The sequence below is a fragment of the Microcystis sp. M49636_WE2 genome (assembly GCF_030065375.1).
GTDB classification, from domain to species: Bacteria; Cyanobacteriota; Cyanobacteriia; order Cyanobacteriales; family Microcystaceae; genus Microcystis; species Microcystis aeruginosa_C.
In genome coordinates this window covers 1-1278 of record NZ_JASJFG010000554.1, presented here as the reverse complement: position 1 = coordinate 1278, position 1278 = coordinate 1, and the positions used below count along the sequence as shown (strand labels likewise).

The following is a 1278-nucleotide window of genomic DNA, read 5'->3' as shown; positions in this document are numbered from 1 at the left end:
CAGGTGGTCAACTACCTAATTTTCAGGGAAAAAGTACCTGAATTTTCCCCTCAATCACTCCAATGGTCGGCACTTTTTGAGGTCAAAAAAGTCTAAAAGTATTATCCAACAAGGTTTTTATATTTATTCAGCAAACCCTAAATAGGACTATAATTACCAGTTATTTAATTTATTCATCTTCCAAAATTAAAGAGACATAAACTATATTTTATGGTAGTTGAGTCATGATGGGTCGGGATAAAATAGTGTAATTACGCTTATGTTTACCTGACCAGAAATAGTCATTGTCCAGATGTCTAGTAACTGGTGTTTTTCCGATAAAACAGACTTCCTAGGGACTGAAACGAAACCCTTACTATTCGGTGCTTGCGAATTTTAAGAGGGTTTTTCAGAATCAGCATTTTTTAGGGAACCTACCCAAAAATACCCAAAAGAGGCACACAGCCCCCAGAGCGCGTTGATAAAAATGGGAAAACACGAGTTTTTAGCAAGCATCGTGCATTTAGTTGTGCTAATCTCGAAAAAAATGCGGTTTTTTCACGATTTATTTAGAACTAATTTATTAGTAAAAAAAGATGTTAAAACAGTCTTGATCGACTTGGGCTTTGTGGCTAGTATGTAAAGCATCTAGCTTCTTCATTGGAGACACCTGAATGAAAGCCCTATTACTGTGGCCGCTGATGCCCAACTCCTTTTGGTCCTATCAAGAGACTTTAGATCTAGCCGGTTTAAGATCAACTAATCCGCCCCTGGGTTTAATTACAGTGGCGGCCCTATTGCCATCGGATTGGGAAATCCGGTTTGTTGATCGCAATGTCCGATTGGAAACGGCTTCGGATTGGGAGTGGTGCGATTTGGTAATCATCTCCGCCATGATCATTCAGAAAAAGGACTTTCAAGAATTGATTGCCAAAGGGTTGCAGTTGGGTAAAAAAGTGGCTGTAGGCGGGCCTTACCCCACCTCCTATCCAGAAGTTGCCCAAAAAGCTGGGGCAGATTACCTGATTCTCGATGAAGGAGAACTGACAATCCCTCTGTTCTTGGCGGCCCTGGAGCAGGGTGAACCGAGTGGTGTCTTTAGAGCCAGTGAGAAACCAGATGTAACCATGACACCGATCGCCCGCTATGATTTACTATATCTGGATGCCTATCTGGCGATTACCGTGCAGTTTTCTCGCGGTTGCCCCTTTCAATGCGAATTTTGTGACATCATCAACCTCTATGGCCGCAAACCGCGCACCAAAACCCCAGAACAAATGTTGGCTGAGTTGGAGACGT

1 protein-coding gene is annotated in these 1278 nt (G+C 42.5%); it reads left to right on the top strand.

Translation table 11 applies throughout. From position 1 onward, the window contains the following. Nucleotides 1-653 precede the first annotated feature (653 nt). On the top strand, nucleotides 654-1278 hold a 625-nt coding region (locus PX484_RS12815; protein ID WP_288104128.1), incomplete at its 3' end, for a B12-binding domain-containing radical SAM protein.